Below are 13,539 nucleotides of genomic sequence, written 5' to 3' on the forward strand. Positions count from 1 at the left end.
TATGACCGGTTTCTGTGAAATTCTTGTTCGTGTGCGAGTAGACCGACTGGTGGCCGTCCTCCTGCTGCTGCAACAGCGCAAGCAGGTGACGGCGGCGGAGGTCGCCCGCGAGCTGGAGGTCTCCGAGCGCACCGCCCGCCGCGATCTCGACGCCCTGGCCATGGCCGGGGTGCCCGTGTACTCGCTGCAGGGTCGAGGCGGCGGCTGGCGTCTCGTGGGCGGCGCCCGCACCGATCTGTCCGGTTTGACCGCGAGCGAGGCCCGCGCGCTGTTCCTGGTCGCCGGGCCGGCCTCGGCCGCGACACCGGCGGTGAAAGCGGCCCTGCGCAAGCTCGTCCATGCCCTGCCCGAGCCCTTCCGGGCGCAGGCCGAGGCGGCGGCATCGTCATCGGTCGTGGACCCGCAGCCCTGGGGCTCGAGTCGTATCGAGCACCGACCACCGCCCTTCCTCGACGAACTCCAAGACGCGGTGATCCGCGGCGTCCAGGTGCGGCTCGGCTACGTCGACAGCACCGGCGCGGAATCCGAGCGCACCGTCCACCCGCTGGGCGTCGTCACCAAGGGCACGGCCTGGTATCTCGTCGCCGACACCGAGACCGGTCGGCGAACCTTCCGGATCGACCGAGTGTCATCCGCCGACCCGGCCGATGACCTCGCGCACCGACCCGAGGACTTCGATCTCGCCCAGAGCTGGCGCGAGATCGCGGACGAGGTCGACCGCGAGCGAACACCCCTCGCGATCCAGGCGGTATGCGAGCCCCACGGAGTCGACATACTCCGGAGGGCGTTCGGCGGTCGGCTCGACGTGGGAGGTCCCACGCCCGACGGCCGCATCGAGGTCGTGATCCGCGGCTCGAACGAGTATGTGCTCGCCGGTGAGCTTGCCGGACTGGTCGAATGGGTCGCTGTGACCGGCCCCCCGAGCGTGCGAGACCGTCTGGCCTTGATCGGCAGCGCACTCGTCGAGCGATACGGCTGACGCCAAGGGCGGTGAATCTCGGTGGTTCCGAGGCGGCTCGGTGAAGATGGATCGATGTCGGTGTCAGCGGAGTTGGAGCGGATTGCGGAGCAGCGGGATCGGTCGGCGACCTTCGAGTTGATTCGGAGACTGAGTGACTCCGGTGCGGTGGAGCGGGAGGGGATCGTCGACACGCTCGGGCGACTGGGTGACCCGCGTGCTGTCGCATCGCTGGCCGAGATCGGGCGGGACCTCACTCGGCCGGTCGAGATCCGGCGGGCCGCATTGCAGGTGCTCGAGGATGCGGCGATGTGCCCGGAGGGGGCGAGGTTGCGTGCCTGGTGGGAGGCCGGGGACGACGTGGTCCGTGCGTGTGTGCTGCGGCAGGCGACCCGCGGTGAGGCCGACCTGATCGAGCCGGTCGTGCGCGATCCGTCCCATCGGCTGTATCGGGACGCATTGGCCGGAATCGCGTTCGGTTTCGAGGAACCGCGCTGGCAGCGGTACAAAATCGCGGAGCTGGGGCACCGAGACCCCGGAGTGCGGGAAACCGCGGCGTACGTCCTGGGCTGGGACGAACCGGTGGTGGCCGAACCGTCGCTACACCGGGCCGCGGGTGACGGGGACACCGGCGTCGCCGTCGCCGCGATCGACACCCTGCGCTATTACCCCAGCCGAGTCACGCTACGGCTGCTGCACGAGATCGCCCGAGGGGACGACGCACGGGCGGCGGCGCGGGATGCCCGGGCGGACCTGCTCGATGACTTCGCGGATGCGCGATCGCGTATCGGGCGCTGGCTCGCGCCGATCGCCGACCTGCTCGGCGAGTTCGAACGCGACACCGCGCCGGTTTCCACGCCACCGCGAGCTCGCCTCGAGCCACCCGTCCCGGCCGCAGCGGAGTTCGTGTCCGTGTACTCCGATCTCGACGGCCCGTGGACGGCGAAGCTGACCGCACTGTGCGACTACGACTGGAGCACGGTGCCCGCCGCCGACCGCCCCGGCTTGGCCGCGTTCCTGTCCGCTCATCCGGACCCGGAGGTGCGGGAACTGTGCTGCCCAGCCCTGTCGAGCTGGCACGAAGTGGACGCCCTGCTCACGCTGGCCCACGATCCGCGGCTGACCGTCCGCAAAGCGGCTGTCTACCACCTTCGGTTCGTGCCGCCATCACCGGAAATCGCAGCGTTCACGTGGGATCTGGTCGCCTCCGGTGCGGTCGCGAGCACCCACGGGATCGAGGCGCTGGCCACCTGCGCGGCCCACACTCCACCCGGAGCGCTCGACGACCGCTTGATCGAGTTGGCGCGCAACGATCTTCGGGAGAGTATCCGCGCCGAGGCGGTGTCACTGCTGAGCGGCAATGTCGAACCGCTGCTGCCGCTGCTCTCCGAGCCGCCCCTGCTGACCTGGGCGGTGCACATCCGGCTGCTGTCGGCCTGCCGCAGCGTGAATGCACTGCCGCCCGCTGTCAGCGCCTTGCACAGCGTCGACAACCTGCATGTGGCAGCGGCGCTTGCCGATCTCGCCGACTGACGCCACACGCGTCACCCGTCCGCCGGGCGGCGATCGGCCAGCCCCTGGATGAGCCAGGCGTAGAGGAGGATCACCACCACCGGTGCGGCGATGGGGGCCCAGGCCAGGTGGACCGGGAGCAGGGCGGCGGCTCCGGCGGCGAGGGTGAAGACGATGGCGCCGGCCACCGAGGGGATGGTGGTGGGGACTACTCCGACGGGGGCGGAGACGGTGGCGGTGTTGAGCAGGTAGGTGGTGGCCACCAGGCCGATGGCTCCGGCTTCGACCGCGCCGGTGTCGAGCCAGGCGACGACGGCGAGGGCGGCCAGGACGGCGGCGACGGCGAGCACGCGCCAGCGCCAACCCGCGACGACGAGGGCGAGAACCGGTAGGGCCGTCCAGGGTTCGAGGAGGCCGACGGCGGTGGTGAGGAGCAGGCCGGACAGGACGGCGAGGAATCTGGTCATCGGCGCACCCGGACCGTTCGGCGGTGTTCGGGGATGAGGCGCATGACCTGGTCGAGGCGGGTGCCTTCGGGCCAGGCGACGATGTCGACGCCGACCGTGCCCATATCGCGGTACATGGAGGCGCGTTCCAACTGCCACATGCGGGCCAGCGTGTGATCGAGGCCGTCGGCGAAGGGTGCGCCGCGCAGCACGTCCACCACGACCACGACGTGCCCGCGTTTGCGCAGATCGATGAGCGCCAAGGCGAATTGGGTGTCCAGCAGGGTGGAGAAGGCCACCACGATCGCGCCGATCGGCACGGCGGTGTGCGGGGCGAGGGTGCCGGAGGTGGGGATGTGCTCCTCGCCGACGTCGAGTACCGCGTCGACGATGCGGTAGAACTGGCGGCGGCCGATATCGGGTCGCAGCCAGCGCGGCGACTTGCCGAGGCAGACCACGGCGGTGCGGTCACCGGCCTGCAGCGCCGACTGCGCCACCTGTGCCGCGCCGCGCACGGACAGCTCCAGCGAATCCGATGCCGGGCCGGGCGCTTGCAGTGAGGTGTCCACCAGCACAACCACATCCGCGGCCCGGTTGGTGAAGCGCTCGGTGACGAACAGTCGTCCGCGCCGCGCGCTCACCGGCCAGTTCACCGTGCGCAGCTGATCACCCGGCGCGTACGCGCGCACATCGGCGAATTCCACGCCCGGCCCGTGCCGCCGGGTGAGATGGGTGCCGATGCGTTCGGGTAATTCGGTGCGGGGCAACCGCATGCGCTGCGGGTCGGCGATGGGGTACACGAAGACCTCCCCGGCGGGCAGCCGCACCGACGCCACCGCCAACCCGGCCGGGCTCAGCGCAGACACCCGGATGGGCACCGGAAACCGCCCCCAACGCGGCGACGACAGCGCCAAACGCAGTCCGGCGGGCACGTTTCCGGAGTCGATCGACTCCTCCACGCGCATCTCCATGCCCGGAATCGGCTCCGGATGCAGCCGCAGCAGCGCGTGCCCGGACTCCACGAATGTCGCGACCGCCAGGGTCACTTCCTCGGTTTCGAAGCAGCGCAGGATTCCGGCCCCGTCCACCTGGATGCGGGTGCGTGACTGTTGCAGTGGCGCGGTCGCCAGCACGCCGAGCAGGGGTGCGGCGAACACCACCAGCTGCCATTTGCCCAGCACGATCGCGAGCACCAGCGCGGGCGCGGAGGCCGCGGCCAGCATGTACACCAGCGGCGCGGGCCGCCACCGCAATTCGGCCTCGGTGGCGGTGCTGGTGTCGCGGTGTCTCATGTCGTGGTGGCGCGCGGCACCGGCAGCCGTCGCAGCAGTTCGGCGATCACGTCCTCGCCTCGGATGCGGCGCACCCACATCTCTGGTCGCAGCGTGATGCGGTGGGCCATGGCCGGAATGGCGAGGGCCTTCACATCTTCGGGGACCACGAAGTCGCGGCCGTTGAGCAGCGCCCGCGCCCGCGACATCTGCACCAGGTCCAATTCCGCGCGTGGACTCGCGCCCACCTCCACCTGCGGATGGCCGCGGGTGGCCGACGCCAGCGACACCACGTAGCCGACCACGTCGGGGTGCACGCTCACGAACTCGACGGAATGCCGCATCTCCAACAGTCCCTCGGCATCCACCACCTGACCGACCTGGGGCGGGGCGGAGCCGCGTTCGAGCCGCCGCCGGATCATCTGCGTCTCGTCCTGTTCGGACAGGTACCCCAGGCGCAGCTGCATGGCGAAACGGTCGAGTTGTGCCTCGGGCAGCGGATAGGTGCCCTCGTACTCGATCGGGTTGTCGGTGGCCATGACGACGAAAGGTTGTGGCAGCGGGAAGGTTTCACCGTCGATGGAGACCTGCCCCTCGGCCATGGCCTCCAGCAGCGCGGCCTGGGTCTTGGGTGGGGTGCGGTTCACCTCGTCGGCGAGCAGCATATTGGTGAACACCGGTCCGCGGCGGAAACTGAAACGGCCCGAATGCATGTCGTAGATGGTGGAGCCGATGAGGTCGGCGGGCAGCAGGTCGGGGGTGAACTGCACGCGGGTGAAGTTCAGGCCCAGCGCGGCGGCGAAGGAGCGCGCGATGAGGGTCTTGCCCAGGCCGGGCAGATCCTCGATGAGCACGTGCCCGCCGGACAGCACCGCGATCATGATCAGCTGCAGTTCTTCGCGCTTGCCGACCACCACCCGGGACAGTTCCCGCAGCACCGCGTCGGTGCGCTTGATGGTGATGTCCATCGGTGAGGTCATAGTTCTTCTCGCATCTCGGGTGTCACATGTTCTGGAGGCGGCGCAGGATCTCGTCCAGCGCCGCGCGGCCCGGTGCGCGGGTGGTCTGGTCGCGCAGTGCGGAGTTGGCCGGGTCCACCCAGCGCCACAGTTCCGGACCGAACTGCAGCACCCCGGCCGCTTCGGCGGCCCGCCGGTTCTTGGTGTTGCGGTGGCCGCTGGAGAGTTCGAATTCCTTGGCCAGCAGCGGTCGCAGGTGGCGGTCCCAGTCGGCGCGGGTGCCTTCCGAGCGTTCGGCCAGCATCTGCGCCCGCGCCTGCCAGCGGCGCAGCATCTCGGCCGGGCCGTTGTCGACCTCGTTGTCGGCCAGGTCGTCCCGTTCGACGCGGCGGGCCCGCTCCACCAGCGACCAGATGAGCAGCGCCAACGCCCCGGCCACCGGAATCGCGGCGGCGATCAGCAGGGTTTCCCGCTGATTGCCGAAGGCCAGCACTTCGAACAGGGCCACCAGCAGCAGCGCCCCGACGACGACGGCGGTGCGGTTCATGTCCGGACCCCCAACCAGACCTGTTGTGCAGCAATAAATTTCATACTTTTTGCCCCTGCAGATCCTGCAATACGATACGCAGCAGCTGCTCGGCCCGCATCCGCTGCCACTCCAACATGGAATGCGGGCTGAACCGGGCCTCCTCGAACAGCGCCACCAGCTCCCGCGCGGACGCGTCGTGCAGCACACCGCGTTCGAAGGCCCGCGCCAACACCTCGGACGGGGTGTCCGAGACCAGCGGGGCCACCTCGCGCGCCTGCGCCAAACCCCGTTCCATGGCCACGTAGCAGGCGATGATGGCGGTGCGCGGATCCTGGCCGGGCGCGATCATGGCCGCCAGACCCATCTCGGCCACTTTGGCCAGCGAGACCATTTCGCGGGCCGACTCCGGTGTGGGCGGCGTGGTGTGCGCCATCGGTCTGCGTCTCGAGCTCACCGCGACCACCACCAGACCGACCATGGCCACCGCCACCAGCGCTACCGCTCCGGCCCCCACCAGCATGAGCGCGGTGCCGGAGAGCCGGGGTGCGGTGACGGAGTCGGGGGGCGTGGTATCCGGTACCGCGGTGGCGGTGTCCGAGGCGGTCGGGGCCGTGCGGTTCTCCGTCGGTTCGTCACGTGCGGGGCCGACCAGGAGTACCGAGACCATCGCGGTGAGCAGTAGGGCGAGGGCGGCCAGTCCGATCAGGATCAGCAGTCCGAGGCGGCTCAGCCGCCAGTGTTCGCCGCCGGCGTCTCGATCGGGTTCCGGCATGGCCAGCGGCAGTCGATGCTGGCTGTTGATGACGCCCGCCAGCAGGATCACCACCGAGACCAGCAGCAGGACCGGCATGAGGGCCACCGCCACCACGGGGGGTGTGTGCGGTGCGCGCGGCCCGCCGGTGCCGGGGATGTAGCCGCGCAGGGCGAGCACGGCCAGCACCAGGAGCGCGATCAGTCCGATCGCGCGCGATGCCACCGCTCGCACCCCGGTCACGAGCACCCCCAGCCAACCTGAGTCCTGCACAAAACAGGGTCATAGTTACATGCCAAGCGGTCCGTCGGGCGGGAAATGGCGAACACGGATTACCCGCGATCACCGCATAGGTCACCGGCTTTCGCGAAGTCCCCAGATCAGTGCGGATTCGCCTGTGAACTCGCACAATGCCTGTGGGATCCGAGCGCCGATCTGAAACGGGTTATCTCGAAGTCCGAACAGTCACCGGACCCACCGAAGTCGCTTGACGGCGGCCGTCACGGCCCCCGCTCAGGCCGATTCCAGCAGCGGATCCACGTGCCCGGCATCCGCCCGCCGCTCCACCAGTCGGCCCAGCGCCCGGAAGTCCCACCCGGCGGTCAACCAGGGCTCGGGATCCAGGGTGTTGCGGGCGTCGATGAGCACCCGGCGGCGCGCCACCGAACTCAGCAGCGCCGGATCGAGTTCGCGGAACTCGCGCCATTCGGTCAGATGCAGCACCACATCCGCGCCGAGCACGGCGGCGGTCGCGTTCGGCGCGTACCGCAGTTGCGGGGCGATCCGGCTGGCGGACCGGTTGGCCTCCGGATCGTAGACGGTGACCTCGATTCCGGCGTTGTGCAGCCGCACGGCCACATCCAGGGCCGGGGAATCGCGCACATCATCGGAGAGCGGTTTGAACGCCGCGCCCAGCACGGCCACCCGGCCGGTGGGACGGTCGCCGCCCAGCACCTCCAGGGTCTCGGCCACCACGCGCTCGCGGCGGCGCAGGTTGATGGCGTCGACGCTGTCGAGGAAGCGCACCGACTCCGGCACGCCCAGTTCACCGGCGCGGGCGATGAGCGCGCGCACATCCTTGGGCAGGCAGCCGCCGCCGTACCCCAGGCCCGCGCCCAGGAACTTGCGGCCGATGCGGTCGTCGTGACCGAGCGCGTCGGCCAGCAGGTTCACATCCGCGCCGGTGATCTCGCACAGTTCCGCCATCGCGTTGATGAACGAGATCTTCGTGGCGAGAAAGGCATTGGCCGACACCTTGACCAGTTCGGCGGTCGGCAGATTGGTGACCACCACCGGCGCGCCCTCGGCGATGGCGGCGGCGTACACCTGCCGCAGCGCCCATTCCGCATCCGGCGTGGTGACGCCGAAGACCAGGCGATTCGGGTGCAGGGTGTCGTATACGGCGTGGCCCTCGCGCAGGAATTCCGGATTCCAAGCCAGTTCCACGGCGATGCCGCGCGGTGCGAGCTCGTCGATGCGCGCGGCGAGGGCCTCGGCGGTACCCACGGGGACCGTGGACTTGCCGACGATCAGGCAGTTGCGGGTCAGCTGCGGCACCAGTGCCTCGATCGCCGCGTACAGCTGCGACAGATCCGCCGCGCCGGTGGGGCTTTCGGGGGTTCCGACACACAGGAAGTGCACGTCGGCGAAGCCCGCGGCCTCGGCCAGCGAGGTGCCGAAGCTCAGTCGCCCCTGATCGACGTGCTTGCTCAGCAGCTCCGGCAGGCCGGGCTCGTGGAAGGGCACCCGCCCGGCCGCCAGCGCGGCCGCCTTGGCGGCATTGTTGTCGACGCCCAGGACATCGAATCCGAGTTCGGCCATGCCCGCGGCATGGGTCGCGCCGAGATATCCCGTGCCGATGACGGATATGCGCAACATCAGCAGGCCTCCTTGGTGATCCGCTCGTCGCCACGACGCTCGGCGATGACCTCGCGGTAGTAGCTGACGAGCAGGTGGTTGACCGCCGCCCAGGAGCGGTTCCGCACGCTCTGCTGGGCGGCGGCAGCGGTCCGGTGGCGCAGCGCGGGATCGTTCACGAGCTGCTCGACGAAGCCGACCATGGCGTCGGCATCGCCTGGGGGATAGAGGAATCCGGTGCCGGGCTCGACCACGTCCACGGGGCCGCCCGCGGCCGGTGCGACCACGGGCACGCCGGAGGCGAGGGCCTCCTGCGCTGCCTGGCAATAGGTTTCGTGGCGGCCGGTGTGTACGAAGACATCGAGGGAGGCGTACGCGGTGGCCAGTTCCTCGCCGTGCAGGACGCCGAGGAAGGTGGCGTGCGGCAACAGTTTTCGCAGCCGCGCCTCCTCCGGCCCGCCGCCCACCACGACCAGCCGGACGTTCGGCAGCCGCCGCAGGTGCGCGAGCAGTTCCAGTTCCTTCTCGGGGGCGAGGCGGCCGATGTAGCCGACCAGGGCTTCGCCGTTGGGGGCCAATCGTTCTCGCAGTTCCCGGGAGCGGCGCGACGGGTCGAACTGTTCCAGGTCCACCCCGCGCGGCCAGTGCGCCAGGCCGGGCACACCCATGAGTTTGAGCTGCCGCAGGCTCGCGGTGGACGGGGCCAGGGTGCGGTCCACCCGCAGGTGGATGCGGCGGGTCAGCGCGGTCATGGCGCGCACGCCGCCGGGCAGGTCGTAGCGCTGCGCGAAGCCCACCAGATCGGTCTGGTAGATGGCGACCGAGGGCACGTCGCGTTCGGCGGCGACCACCGCGGCCTGATAGCCGAGGGTGGCGGGGGAGGCGATGTGTACGACGTCGGGCTGGAAGGATTTCATGATGCGGCGCAGGCGGCGACGCGTCTCCAGCCCGATCCGGAAGTCGCGATAGAAGGGCAGCCGCGCGCCGCGCGCCACGTGCACCGGGAATCCGGCGTAGCTGCGCGGGCCGGTGGGGGCGAGCAGTTCGGCCTGGTGCCCCTCGGCGGCGAGATGGTCGAGTACCCGGCGCACCGAGTTGGTGACACCGTTGACCTGTGGCAGGAAGGATTCGGCGACGACCAGCACCCGCAGTCGGTCTTCGCGCTGGTCTGCGAGGGGTAGGGGCTCGGGAATCGACTCCCGGGCCTTTTTCAGGATTCGCATCGGGTCCCCTCCGGTCGGTGCTGCCTCCTGCAAGCACCGTAAGAAGCCGCCCGCAACGTCAGCCCCCGTAGGTATGGACGGGACATGAACCCCGAACGTCGGTCCGGTCGGCGAGTTCACTCGGCCGTCAGACCCGCTTCGCGCACATGATCAATGCTGGTCGCGAGCGTGAAATCGAAGGGTGTTAAGCCGACTCAGCGCCCGCCCGAGGTCCGGCACCCCGGCCACCTCGCGCCCCAGTTCGCCCCGGGCGACCCGCGCGTAAACCCACAGCTCCAGATCGGCGTCGTACAGCACATCGACCAGATGCACGAACCGCATGACCCATTCCGGATCGACCGCACCGAGCGCGGGCACCTCGCAGACCGTCCAACGGCGAAACCTCCCGGCGAGTTCCAGGAAGTCCGCCGCCGACACCGGAATTCCGCACAGCTCCGCGAAATCGACGGTCAACGACCCGGATTCGGCCCGCCGCGCGCGCAGCGTGCGATGCCCGACGGGGACCGCCACGCCGCCGCGCACGCCGCAATCGCCGACGATGTACGCCCCACCCGCGAAGCCCCCGCCCGCCCCGCCCGCCGCGCGATAGTCCCGGGGGCCGTCTACCGACACCACGTCGAGATGCTCGCGAATCCGTTCGATGGTCGGCACGAACAGGTGGTGGAACAGCGGATTGGGCAGCAGCCGCTCCGGCGGATAGTTCGAGGTCACCACCAGTGTGATGCGCCGCGAGAACAATGTATCGAGCAGCCGCGCGACCAGGGTGGCATCACCCGGATCATGCATGTGGAACTCGTCGAAGCACACCAGCTCGGCACCGTCCAGCAGCGCGTCGACGGCCCCGCCGATGGAACCGGTCTCGTGCACGGCCCGATGCAGCCGGGCGAAGAACTCGTGGAAATGAAAGCGCCGCTTGCGATCCGACCGCACCTCGGCGAAGAACCGATCCATGAGCATGGTCTTCCCCCGCCCCGGCCGCCCGTGCAGATACACCCCGCGCACCCGCCGCCACCGCCGCCCGAGCCGCCCCTCGAGGTCTGCCAGCCGCCGCGCCGCTATCGCCTGATCCGCGTCCAGGGTCACCGCGTCGACGCTCATCCCACCCTCCTCGCCTCTACACCCGTAGAGAGTCCTCTACATTTGTAGAGGCTCGTGGGAGGGCCCGCGAGGAAAGGTGACCATGTCCACACCGCCCGACCGCCGCACCCGCATCGTCGACACCGCCATAGACCTCATCGCCACCCAGGGCCTGCGAGCCCTGACCCACCGCGCCCTGGACAACGCCCTGACCCTGCCCGCAGGCTCCACGTCCTACTACTTCCGCACCAAACGCGCGCTCATCGAGGCCATTGTCGACCGCATCCACGCCCGCTCCCGCGACGATTTCGCCGCGATGCGGCGGGACCTGAACGCTCAGCTCACCCCGTCGCACATTGCTCGTGACATAGCGCGCTGGCTCGATGACCTATTGGCTCACCGCCGCCACCACCTGATCGCGCGACACGCACTGCTCGTGGATCTCCTGGGCGACTCGGAACTGCGTCGCCGGTTGACCAACTCCCTGTTCTCCCTCGGTGAGGCGCGAGAGCTGTTCGCCGCCTTCGGCTCCCGCGCTCCCGAGTCCGACGCCGCCGACTTCCTCGCCGTGCTCGAAGGCATCCTCTTCGATCGCTACGCCGGTGCGCGTAGGGACGCGCCCACCGGTACCGCTGGCGGTATCCGCCAACTCGAACACATCGTCGCCGTCTACCTCATGGGATGGGGAGAACGGCCAATCCGGATGGGCCTCGGCAACGAATAGCAGGAGCGTAGGCGGCGCATCGAGCAGGTGATCAACGACCCCTTCGGTCTGGGGGTCGGCTCCGACATCGGGGATCCTGAAATCATGCGCCAAGCTCGCCGTTGAGCGAGACCGCGCCGCTGCGACTGCATCTGATCGATACCTCGGCGGCCGCCCGGAGTCGGCACGATGTCGTCCGGAAGGTGATTTCCGGACTCATCGTGGACCGGGCCGCCGCAACGTGTGCGACGGTAGACCTGGAGGCCGGATACTCCGGCCGGAACTTGGCCGAGGTGCAGAAGGTCGCGCATGCCCGCCGCGCCGGCTATATCAATCTGCCGATCAACGAGTCCGTCGCGGACCGCGCGCGTGAGGTACAGCTGTTGATGGCCCGGCACGGGCTGCATCGTGCAGCCGGGGTCGTCGATCTCCTGACGGCCGCTGTCGCTGAATTCCACGGTGCTGTGCTCGTGCACTACGACTCCGACTTCGAGCGCATCGCCACCGTCACCCGGCAGCCGCACGTATGGGTGGCACCTCCGGGCAGTATCGACTGACCCTGCGTCGGCGAGAGGTCGAGCGCCGCTACCTCGATCGGTTGAACTCGCCTGCGGTGACGCCCGCGGTGAAGGCATCCCACTCGGCCGCCGCGAAGATCAGCGCGGGGCCGGAAGGGTTCTTGGAATCGCGGACACCGACCGCGCTCTCACCGAAGAAGGCGACCTCGACGCACTCCTTGCCGCCTCCGCTGCGGCTGCTCTTGAACCATTTGGCTTGGGACAGATCATCGTTCACGCTCGTACTCCCTTGCTTTGTCCCGCAACAGCGATCTGGTGAGGTCCTCATCAAGCGACGCGCGCTGGAGGCTCTGCCACGCGTACGTGTATCGCTCAACGATACTCAGCTTCTCGCTGTACATGTCGCTGGTAAAGCCTTCGGAATAGACGATTGTCGGTTCCTCCGGCGCGCCACGACTGTCTGTGCCGAATTCCATGATGATGAAGGGGCCGATCTGCTCGCCGGTAGGGCAACCTGCCGACAGCGGCAACAGCCGAACGGTGATGTTCGGACGGGTACTCGCGTCAGCGATATGGCGCAGCTGAGCAGCCATGACCGCAGGTCCGCCGATTACGCGGCGCAGCACGGTTTCCGCCAGCACGACGTGCAGCACGGCGGGCTTCGTGCGTCGGGTGATCTTTCGTTGCCGTCCCATCTTCAATCGGACGCGGCCCGCGATGTCGTGCTCAGTATCGTTCGGGTACGCGTTCCGTGCCACGACGTGTGCGTAATCGGTGGTCTGAAGTAGCCCCGGCACGAGATCTGGCTGATAGCTCGACATAGTCTGTGCGGCTGATTCGAGCCCCATGTATACGTTGAAGTTCGTGGGGATGAGCCCCCCGAACTCGTGCCACCAGCTCTTCCCGGCTGCTTGCTGTGCGAGGCCCCGCAGCCCGGCCGCGCGGTCGTCGTCAATCGCATAGATCTCGATCAACCCGTCGAGATCGCGTATCCGGATCTTCTGGTTCATCCCCTTCTCGATGCGCTGCAAACTGCTCTTGCCCCACTCCATGAGCTTTGCCGCGTCCTCGAGTGTCATCCCCACCGATTCCCGCGCGTCCCTGAGATACCTGCCCAGCTGGCGTCGGGTGATGCTGCTGTCGCCTTCCATCATGTCAGTCCCGTTCCGGATCACCCCGTGGTCCCGTATCGGATCAATCGTCGCAGGTAGATCGGTTGCCGCGCTGCGGATTCGGGAGAGTTATTCGGATTCCCTATTTTCACTTTCCGAAGTTTCCGGCATCGGCTGTGCTGTCGCACACGACTACCAGCGGACAGGGGTGACCGATGACCACGCGCACCAGGCTGTGCGAGTTCCCCGGCGGAGTGCTCGAACTCCGCGTTTACGACGATGCCCGGCCCGGCGTCGCCGGGCCGGGCGTGTACCTGGAGTTGAACAGCGCCGACGAGACCGAGCGAGGAAGCGAAATGTGTGGCAGGCCAACAGCCCTCGGCTATCTGCGGACCGATGTGTCCGGCATGGCTCGAGTTCGGGATCAGAGCCGGATACGAACGCTCGCGAGCCGTCTCGGTTACGACTTCGCGGACATGATCGTCTACGACCCCAAGTTCGGACGGCCGCCACTGGCCCGGCTGAAGGCACAGGCCACCCGCCTGGACGCCGTGGCCGTCATCGTCCCCGGTCCCGAGCACTTCGAGGGCGGGCAGGTGCCGGCCGGGCTGGTCGAACAGCTC

The 13,539-nt window shown here is 68.9% G+C and carries 15 protein-coding genes; 5 read left to right on the top strand and 10 right to left on the bottom strand.

Annotation, left to right across the window (positions count from 1 at the left end; translation table 11 throughout):
* Window positions 1–31 precede the first annotated feature (31 nt).
* Together QK444_RS03525 and QK444_RS03530 are read left to right on the top strand one after the other, a co-directional pair.
* A complete protein-coding gene (locus QK444_RS03525; RefSeq protein ID WP_282776987.1) occupies window positions 32–979 on the top strand; it encodes a WYL domain-containing protein in 948 nt (315 codons plus the stop codon).
* A gap of 54 nt (window positions 980–1,033) precedes the next feature.
* Window positions 1,034–2,491 (top strand): hypothetical protein, encoded by a 1,458-nt coding sequence (locus tag QK444_RS03530; protein ID WP_282776988.1) that lies wholly within the window; start codon window positions 1,034–1,036, stop codon window positions 2,489–2,491.
* Between the two features lie 11 nt (window positions 2,492–2,502).
* Here the strand turns inward: QK444_RS03530 and QK444_RS03535 are convergent, their stop codons facing one another.
* From QK444_RS03535 to zapE, 8 genes are all read right to left on the bottom strand, one after another.
* On the bottom strand, window positions 2,503–2,937 hold the full coding sequence (locus QK444_RS03535) for a hypothetical protein (protein ID WP_282776990.1): 435 nt from the start codon (window positions 2,935–2,937) through the stop codon (window positions 2,503–2,505).
* A complete protein-coding gene (locus QK444_RS03540) occupies window positions 2,934–4,208 on the bottom strand; it encodes a DUF58 domain-containing protein (protein ID WP_282776992.1) in 1,275 nt (424 codons plus the stop codon). Before QK444_RS03540 ends, QK444_RS03535 begins: the two co-directional genes overlap by 4 nt.
* Complete coding sequence (locus QK444_RS03545) at window positions 4,205–5,167, bottom strand: MoxR family ATPase (protein ID WP_282777018.1); 963 nt, start codon at window positions 5,165–5,167, stop codon at window positions 4,205–4,207. Before QK444_RS03545 ends, QK444_RS03540 begins: the two co-directional genes overlap by 4 nt.
* 22 nt (window positions 5,168–5,189) lie before the next feature.
* The gene (locus QK444_RS03550; RefSeq protein WP_282777020.1) at window positions 5,190–5,693 is read right to left on the bottom strand and encodes a hypothetical protein; all 504 of its coding nucleotides are present in this window, start codon (window positions 5,691–5,693) and stop codon (window positions 5,190–5,192) included.
* 40 nt (window positions 5,694–5,733) lie between these two features.
* Complete coding sequence (locus QK444_RS03555) at window positions 5,734–6,651, bottom strand: DUF4129 domain-containing protein (protein WP_282777021.1); 918 nt, start codon at window positions 6,649–6,651, stop codon at window positions 5,734–5,736.
* A gap of 288 nt (window positions 6,652–6,939) precedes the next feature.
* Window positions 6,940–8,301 carry a UDP-glucose/GDP-mannose dehydrogenase family protein gene (locus tag QK444_RS03560; RefSeq protein WP_282777032.1) on the bottom strand — a complete coding sequence of 454 codons (1,362 nt, stop codon included), beginning with the start codon at window positions 8,299–8,301 and terminating at the stop codon, window positions 6,940–6,942.
* Between the two features lie 2 nt (window positions 8,302–8,303).
* On the bottom strand, window positions 8,304–9,506 hold the full coding sequence (locus QK444_RS03565; RefSeq protein WP_282777022.1) for a glycosyltransferase family 1 protein: 1,203 nt from the start codon (window positions 9,504–9,506) through the stop codon (window positions 8,304–8,306).
* A 150-nt stretch (window positions 9,507–9,656) separates the two neighbouring features.
* Entirely contained in the window at window positions 9,657–10,604 is a 948-nt protein-coding gene (gene zapE, locus QK444_RS03570) for a cell division protein ZapE (protein WP_282777024.1), read from the bottom strand.
* A gap of 82 nt (window positions 10,605–10,686) precedes the next feature.
* On the opposite strand from zapE, the gene QK444_RS03575 reads away from it, so the two are divergent.
* Window positions 10,687–11,307, top strand: coding sequence for a TetR family transcriptional regulator (locus QK444_RS03575; RefSeq protein WP_282777026.1), 621 nt, complete (start codon window positions 10,687–10,689; stop codon window positions 11,305–11,307).
* A 101-nt stretch (window positions 11,308–11,408) separates the two neighbouring features.
* Window positions 11,409–11,843: a PIN domain-containing protein gene (locus tag QK444_RS03580; protein ID WP_282777028.1), complete on the top strand. Its 435-nt coding sequence runs from the start codon at window positions 11,409–11,411 to the stop codon at window positions 11,841–11,843.
* Between the two features lie 28 nt (window positions 11,844–11,871).
* On the opposite strand, the gene QK444_RS03585 is transcribed toward QK444_RS03580, so the two are convergent.
* Together QK444_RS03585 and QK444_RS03590 are read right to left on the bottom strand one after the other, a co-directional pair.
* On the bottom strand, window positions 11,872–12,081 hold the full coding sequence (locus tag QK444_RS03585; protein ID WP_282777029.1) for a DUF397 domain-containing protein: 210 nt from the start codon (window positions 12,079–12,081) through the stop codon (window positions 11,872–11,874).
* A complete protein-coding gene (locus QK444_RS03590) occupies window positions 12,071–12,958 on the bottom strand; it encodes a helix-turn-helix transcriptional regulator (RefSeq protein ID WP_282777030.1) in 888 nt (295 codons plus the stop codon). Before QK444_RS03590 ends, QK444_RS03585 begins: the two co-directional genes overlap by 11 nt.
* A gap of 173 nt (window positions 12,959–13,131) precedes the next feature.
* Here QK444_RS03590 and QK444_RS03595 point away from each other — a divergent pair.
* Window positions 13,132–13,539 (top strand): hypothetical protein (locus QK444_RS03595; protein ID WP_282777031.1); only part of this gene is annotated, 408 nt, incomplete at its 3' end.

This window comes from Nocardia sp. CC201C, assembly GCF_030010695.1.
Lineage (GTDB): Bacteria > Actinomycetota > Actinomycetes > Mycobacteriales > Mycobacteriaceae > Nocardia > Nocardia otitidiscaviarum.

Coding starts and splice junctions, on each gene's coding strand:
- QK444_RS03530 (WP_282776988.1), top strand. CDS start 1,034: ATGTCGGTGTCAGCGGAGTTGGAGCGGATTGCGGAGCAGCGGGATCGG.
- QK444_RS03535 (WP_282776990.1), bottom strand. CDS start 2,937: ATGACCAGATTCCTCGCCGTCCTGTCCGGCCTGCTCCTCACCACCGCC.
- QK444_RS03540 (WP_282776992.1), bottom strand. CDS start 4,208: ATGAGACACCGCGACACCAGCACCGCCACCGAGGCCGAATTGCGGTGG.
- QK444_RS03545 (WP_282777018.1), bottom strand. CDS start 5,167: ATGACCTCACCGATGGACATCACCATCAAGCGCACCGACGCGGTGCTG.
- QK444_RS03550 (WP_282777020.1), bottom strand. CDS start 5,693: ATGAACCGCACCGCCGTCGTCGTCGGGGCGCTGCTGCTGGTGGCCCTG.
- QK444_RS03565 (WP_282777022.1), bottom strand. CDS start 9,506: ATGCGAATCCTGAAAAAGGCCCGGGAGTCGATTCCCGAGCCCCTACCC.
- zapE (WP_282777024.1), bottom strand. CDS start 10,604: ATGAGCGTCGACGCGGTGACCCTGGACGCGGATCAGGCGATAGCGGCG.
- QK444_RS03575 (WP_282777026.1), top strand. CDS start 10,687: ATGTCCACACCGCCCGACCGCCGCACCCGCATCGTCGACACCGCCATA.
- QK444_RS03590 (WP_282777030.1), bottom strand. CDS start 12,958: ATGATGGAAGGCGACAGCAGCATCACCCGACGCCAGCTGGGCAGGTAT.